The following is a 6,324-nucleotide window of genomic DNA, read 5'->3' on the forward strand; positions in this document are numbered from 1 at the left end:
CTCATGAGCTCTCGTAACCCTGTTCTCTGGCCCGAAGGCCTGTTCGTCAAACCGCAGCACTTCCAGCATGCATTCAGGTCTGGCGAGGCCGCACTTCATCAACGCCTCGCCAGCCTCAATGCCGCTTTCTATGGATTCAGTGAACTGCAGTTGAACGACGAATACCTGAGCCTCGGCAAGATTGCCATCACTCGCGCGCGAGGCATCATGCCCGATGGAACGGTGTTCGACATTCCCGCTGACCTGCCCCCTCCGCCACCGCTGGAAATCCACGACGACGGTTCAAAGGACAGCGCGGTTTACCTGTGCCTGCCACTGCGCACCGAGGGCGGCCGTGAAGTGAGCTGGCCCGACAACGCGGCCAATTTCCGGTATCGCGCTCAGGCGCAAGAAATCAAGGACACCCACAGCGCCGACGGTGACCTTGTAAAGATCGACCTGGCCGTGCCCAACCTGCAACTCAAACGCACCGCCCAGGACAGCAGCGCCTACACCCATCTGGTGCTGACACGCATCCTCGAACGTCGTCCCGACGGCAGCCTACGATTGGACGAAGCGTTCTATCCTGCCAGCGTGTCGGTGCGGGCAGTGCCGGCATTGCAGCGTTTTCTTGAAGAAATCACCAACACCCTGCGCGAGCGGGCGCGCAACCTCGCCGCACGCATCGGGGCTAGCGGACAGTCAGGCATCGCCGATATCCGCGACTTCAACCTGTTGCAAGCCATGAATCGCTGGTGGCCTTGTTTCCTGCATCTGTCCAGGCAAGCCCAGATCCATCCAGAACAGCTCTACCTGTGCATGAGCCAGGCCTGCGGTGAGCTTGTGACATTCACCGATGAAACCCGATTGCCGCAGGAATACCCTGCCTATCTGCACACAGCCCTGCACGAGTCGTTCAAACCTCTCCAAGACACACTGCGCAGAGCGCTGAGCACGGTTCTGCAACCGCGTGCCGTATCGCTGCCCTTGCAGGCGCTGGAATATGGGGTGCTGACCAGCACGCTGGAAGACCGGCGGCTGATCGACGAAGCGGAGTTCATCCTCGCCGTACGCGCGCACTTGCCTGCGCACACCTTGCGCCAGATGTTCGTGCAGAAAGCCAAGATCACCTCCCTGGAATCGCTGAACGAACTGGTGCCACTGCAACTGCCGGGCATCGCTCTGGTGCCCCTGCCGGTCGCCCCACGCGACCTGCCCTTCCACGCGGGCTTCAGCTACTTCGAACTGAACCGGCGTGATCCGTCGTGGGCATGCATGAAGTCGGCCAATGGCTTCGGTATCCACATCGCCGGGGAGTTCCCGGGGCTTGAGCTGCAGTTCTGGGCCATCAGGAGTGAATGAAATGGAAGCCTGCAACGGTGCGCAGATACCCTCAGACACAGCTCAAGCCACGGAAACTCAGTGGGGCACGATAGACCTTACCGGTTCAGACCAGAAATCGCCCCGCGAATCTGTCGATGACGGCTACCCCGCCGACCCGCAGTTCCAGCTAAGAGGCACCCACGCCAACAAGATGCTGGATGCCGCATTACCCCTGCTGGGGCTGGTGATGCGCCTGCGCACCCTCGACTCTCTGCCGAACATCAGCGCCGTACACCAGCAGGTGATCGGGCAGATCAACAACATCCGCGAAGAGATGCGCCAGCAAGGTTACGACCCTGCTCAACTGGTGGCGTACTCATACGTTCTGTGCCTGCACATCGACGAGGCCGTGATGGAGCGCCCCTGGGGCAGAAGCAGTTGCTGGAGCCAGGAGCCTCTACTGAGCCTCTTCCACGACGAGACCTGGGGCGGGGAGAAGGTCTTCACCGTGCTCGGCCGACTGATGCACGAGCCTGAGCGCTTCCAGGACGTACTGGAGTTCACCTACTTCGCTTTGTGTCTGGGCCTGAAGGGCAAGTACGCCATCGCCCCGAAGGGTGAAGAAACCCTGAACAGCCTGATCCACCAACTGCACGGGATCATTCGCGAACGTCGTGGCCCGCCCCCACAAGAGGTCTGTGCGCCCTATGCCAACGTTGCCCCGCGCAACTTTCGCATGCACCGACGATGGCCCTGGTGGAGCCCGTTGGTTATCTGCGCATTGGTCATGGCACTGGCCTACGGCAGCTACAGCCACCGCTTGCACCAGATCACCACCGAGGTGCTGGGCTCGCTCAACGGCATCTTGCTGCAGTGAAGCGACGAGCACCCCACGACTGACTTCAACCGATTAGCGAGGCCATCGCCTCGTTGACAAGCCCATCGCTCCCGATGGCCACGCCACCTCCGGTGCGCGTGCTTATCCACATGGACGCAGGAGAAACTGCCATGCCAACACCCGCTTACATCAGGATCAACGGCACTACCCAAGGCAACATCACCCAAGGTGCCTTCACCGCAGACTCGGTGGGCAACTCCTACCAGGAAGGGCACGAGGACCAGATTCTGGTGCAGGAGATCAAACACCGGATCACCGTTCCAACGGACCCGCAGAGCGGTCAGCCGGCCGGCCAACGCGTACACGAGTCGCTGACCTTCACGTGCACGTTGAACAAGGCAGTACCCCTGCTCTACAGCGCGCTTACACATGGGGAGGTTCTCAATGACGTCGAGCTCAGTTGGTACCGGACCTCGATCGAGGGCATTCAGGAGCATTTCTTCACAACCAGGCTCACTGACGCCGTGATCGTTGGCATAGATCTGGAACTACCACACGTTCAGAACCCTGCCAACGCGAACTTCACTCAATTCGTCAGGGTGTCGTTGGCCTACCGTCGCATCGATTGGGAGCACATTGTCGCGAGTACGGCAGCTGCCGACGACTGGCGCAAACCCAAAGAGGTTGCGGCCTGATCTAGCGAGGTGCAGACCGGGCAGATTCATAGCTGTCCGGTCTGTCCTGACCCTCAGCCGGCGATGAGGAGCGCTCATGCCAGCCCCATCTGATTTTCCCGACAGCTTCGGACTTCAGCCAGTACGGGCCGTACCCAGTCGATGCGGATTGACTAACACCCATGCCTGCCGGGGCACCCCGGTGCGGTGCACACACCACGGAAGGTTCGCACATGACTGACGCCCGCGTAAGCAGCGCAACCTCCAAACGCGCCTGCAGCGTGCGCGTGCCGATTCTTCCGGTGCGCTACGCCATCGTTCCACGCAGCGGCGATGCCCCCGCAGTGCGTTACGCCGAGGCCGGTTTTGCCCTCGAACGACAGTTTCCATCCCTGAAGCATTCTGCCTACACCCTGCGTGCCCTTCGCCATGGCTACATCTACGTCTTCATGAAGGGCACAGAAGGCAACAAGCTGCTCGTCCACGAGTACGACGGTGAGGGCAACTACAAGGAATTGCGCTACCGCGGCCTGGAAAACTACGACCAGCGCAGCAGCTACCTGCCCGGCCGTGCCATGGGCTGGGTCTGGGCCGACACCGACAAGGACATCGCCAGCGAGGTGTGGATCGGCTACAGCCCACACCTGTGGACCAATGCAGTCACCGCCCGCATCAGCGAATCGCTGACACTGCGCAAACGACACATGCGCCAGTTGAACATCGCCGAGCTGATCGACGGCAAACCGGATCACTCCAGCCAGCCTCACGTGCTGCCAGTCACTACCCTGCAGCGCTGGGTGGAAGACTTCAAACCTGCCGATCAACGTATGCCGCTGAGCTGGAGCAGCCATGCGCCAGCCGATACGTTGCACATCGGCAACCTCATGGGCATGGCCAAGGCCTACCCCTAGACCCGCCCGAAGGTGCCGGCCGTAGTGGTACTAACCGATGCCGAAGGCATGGCAATGGACCTGAGCCTCTCAGCATCAGCCTTCCAGCATCAACTGCGCGACCTGATACCCAACGAGCAGCTGGAACACACCGTGCCTGCGCGCAGCGCCGAGAACGAGCAGGTGCCGATGTGCTATCGGCAAGATGTGGAGCGCATCAGCCAAAAGAGCCAGGACTTCCACCACCGAAACCTCATCGCCCTGCTACTCAACAAAACCCTGGAGAGCCTCTACCCACCCAAATCACAACCCCCGCAACTGGCAAGCCGCAGACTCAAACCGACCCACGACAACCCCATGCACTCCCCCGCCGCAGCACGCTACCGCGCCCTTACCGATGAAGACTGCTCACCCGATGGCGCACGCCTCGGGCTGCGCATCGACACGGCCAAATATCTGGCCTATCTCGATGAGCGCGACGCACTGGAGGCGCAGTTAGCGGCCCTGCGCACACGGGCCCTGGAAGCCAGTCGTGACCACGACCTGTGGCTGACCACCGCCGAGCCACGCTACATCGACAACCCGTACAGCCTGGCAGCAGCGCTGGCCAGCTATGACCGCGACAACCAGCGCTCGGCCCTGGGCCTGGAAATCACCTTGTCGCTGATGATCCTGCCCATGAGCCAACCCGCCATCGGCACCGAAGAGCAGGACAGCCGCTTCAAGCGCCTGGAACAGTGGCTCGACCAGCACGACAGCCCGCTGTACACCGCCGTCGCACCCTTCAACCCGTTCAAGGACAAGGCCGATGCCGTGGGAAGCCTGCTGGGCGCGACCGACAGCCTGATCGCAAGCCTGGCCGGACGTTTCCCCGCCCATGCCGGAGTCACCGATCTCACCGCACAAGCAGTCAATACCGTGATCTCCAAGCGCCTCAAGGGCAAGACGCGCTGGGACAAAAGCCAGGGGTTGAAAAATCGGGTGCTGGCCGCTGCTGCCGAAGCCAACTCCGAAAAAATCATGGGGCTGCTGGCTGCGCGCTATCGCATCACCGATCAGGCAATCAAAGCCGATGCCTTCAGTCAGGAAGTTGAGGAATTCCTGAAAAAGGGTATGGCCGAGGTTGAAGAGCTGAAACAGGTGCGGGTAACGGGGAGCAGAAAGGTCGCCGTGGAAACTACCACGACGACACGGGTGAAGCCCAAGTTCATTGCGCTGCTGACCTCAGTCGCGGGTAGTGCGCTGAATGCAGGAATGCTGTGGTTCAACTTAATTTCTTTGAACGTTGCATACAAAAACTTGCAGAACGATCGTTCGCTGGAGACAGGCGCGGGCTTTGCTGCATCGATCTTTGGGGTGATCGGTGCTACAGCAGCAGCGCTTGTGAGTGCGCGTGCTGCGCATAAACTAGTGGTGTTGAAGTTTAGACCGGCAGCGCCGGGCATGGCGTTTGGTAATGGAATTGTTAAGTTTTTGGGGAGCAACCTGTTTGCCCGGATAGCAGGATACCCGGCAATTGTATCTGGCCTCATCGCTGATGGATTGAAGATTAAACGTCAGCATGATAATGGCGCATCTAGCGCAGCCCGATACACATTAGCGGGTGGTTTGACCACAGCCGCTGGATCTGTCCTCACTCTAGAAGCCGCGCTCGCTATTGCAGGGCCTACAGTATTCGTCCCATTCGCAGGATTGGCAGCTGCGGCATTGGTAGCAGTGGGCATGGCAGTGATCTTGGGTGGTATGTATTTGCATTCAAAAGCGAATGAGTACCTGCATACACCCATTGAACTATGGGCAGCTCGAAGCATATTCGGCAACCGGATAAATGATGGCGAGTCTCGTTCAGGCATTGTCCTGAACAGCAGCCGAAAACTGCCACGCTTTTCATCGCTGCAATCCGAGACCAAGGCCTGGCATATCGAAAGCTACAGGCCAAGGCTGCTGTCTGCAGACGAGGCTCGGCATCTTGGCGCAGTGCCAATGGATACCAAATGGCATGATGATAACGATCGGTCATATACAATCTTGGAATCCATAACGCCCTACGGCACCGCAAAATCCAATGCAGAAGTTGAGCTTACCGTACTACTGCCTGCCTTTGCCCTGGGTATCAGTCAATGGTCAGTGGAATCGACAAGTCCGCTTGAGCGTTACGAACTGGATATGTCGTCCACTGCCCCTGCAACGCATATGGTAGCAGCAGGGCTGATACTCAACTTCAAAGGCATTGCATCAAACTATCGATACGCTTCCCTCGGCATTAAATACCAAATAAATCATGGCTATGCCGTTGAAACCGAAATCACATCAAACTTCCGTCTTGAGCGATAGATATGTCAACCGTATGGATGTTCAAATCAGATTCTAGCTACACAAAGACACCAGCGATAAATGGGCAGGCATCGAGCATAACCCACCTCAACTTGAGCCTCCACAACCCTTGGGTTACTGACTCAGTTTTCATGGCAAAACTATATTGCGCAATGATCATGAGTACAATGACAGGACTATACCCTTTCATCTTTGCAGTCGAAAACTGGACCCCACAACGATTTGATTTATTCCTAATAGTTGGAATGACTTTGGGGCCGTTCATCTTCCTTCCGTTTTTAATGTA

Annotated in this window: 6 protein-coding genes; 5 read left to right on the forward strand and 1 reads right to left on the reverse strand. The window is 58.5% G+C overall.

What is annotated here, in order from left to right; all coding sequences use genetic code 11:
* Window positions 1-3: 3 nt before the first annotated feature.
* The 5 genes from tssK to H618_RS21905 all read left to right on the forward strand — a co-directional run bounded on the left by tssK (window position 4) and on the right by H618_RS21905 (window position 6,038).
* Window positions 4-1,341: a type VI secretion system baseplate subunit TssK gene (gene tssK / locus H618_RS0118640; protein ID WP_028696506.1), complete on the forward strand. Its 1,338-nt coding sequence runs from the start codon at window positions 4-6 to the stop codon at window positions 1,339-1,341.
* Window position 1,342: 1 nt separating this feature from the next.
* Window positions 1,343-2,179 (forward strand): type IVB secretion system protein IcmH/DotU, encoded by an 837-nt coding sequence (gene icmH / locus H618_RS21900; RefSeq protein ID WP_081673813.1) that lies wholly within the window; start codon window positions 1,343-1,345, stop codon window positions 2,177-2,179.
* 131 nt (window positions 2,180-2,310) lie between these two features.
* Window positions 2,311-2,835 (forward strand): Hcp family type VI secretion system effector, encoded by a 525-nt coding sequence (locus tag H618_RS0118650; protein WP_028696508.1) that lies wholly within the window; start codon window positions 2,311-2,313, stop codon window positions 2,833-2,835.
* A gap of 212 nt (window positions 2,836-3,047) precedes the next feature.
* Complete coding sequence (locus H618_RS23340; protein ID WP_342663845.1) at window positions 3,048-3,725, forward strand: toxin VasX; 678 nt, start codon at window positions 3,048-3,050, stop codon at window positions 3,723-3,725.
* 12 nt (window positions 3,726-3,737) lie between these two features.
* Window positions 3,738-6,038, forward strand: coding sequence for a T6SS effector BTH_I2691 family protein (locus H618_RS21905; protein ID WP_342663846.1), 2,301 nt, complete (start codon window positions 3,738-3,740; stop codon window positions 6,036-6,038).
* Window positions 6,039-6,075: 37 nt separating this feature from the next.
* On the opposite strand, the gene H618_RS23030 is transcribed toward H618_RS21905, so the two are convergent.
* Window positions 6,076-6,324 (reverse strand): hypothetical protein (locus H618_RS23030; RefSeq protein WP_211232371.1); only part of this gene is annotated, 249 nt, incomplete at its 5' end.

Source organism: Pseudomonas cremoricolorata DSM 17059 = NBRC 16634, assembly GCF_000425745.1.
Lineage (GTDB): Bacteria > Pseudomonadota > Gammaproteobacteria > Pseudomonadales > Pseudomonadaceae > Aquipseudomonas > Aquipseudomonas cremoricolorata.

Bases quoted from the DNA above. Each gene is read 5' to 3' on its own strand.
- tssK (WP_028696506.1), top strand. From the start codon at position 4: ATGAGCTCTCGTAACCCTGTTCTCTGGCCCGAAGGCCTGTTCGTCAAA.
- icmH (WP_081673813.1), top strand. From the start codon at position 1,343: ATGGAAGCCTGCAACGGTGCGCAGATACCCTCAGACACAGCTCAAGCC.
- H618_RS0118650 (WP_028696508.1), top strand. From the start codon at position 2,311: ATGCCAACACCCGCTTACATCAGGATCAACGGCACTACCCAAGGCAAC.
- H618_RS23340 (WP_342663845.1), top strand. From the start codon at position 3,048: ATGACTGACGCCCGCGTAAGCAGCGCAACCTCCAAACGCGCCTGCAGC.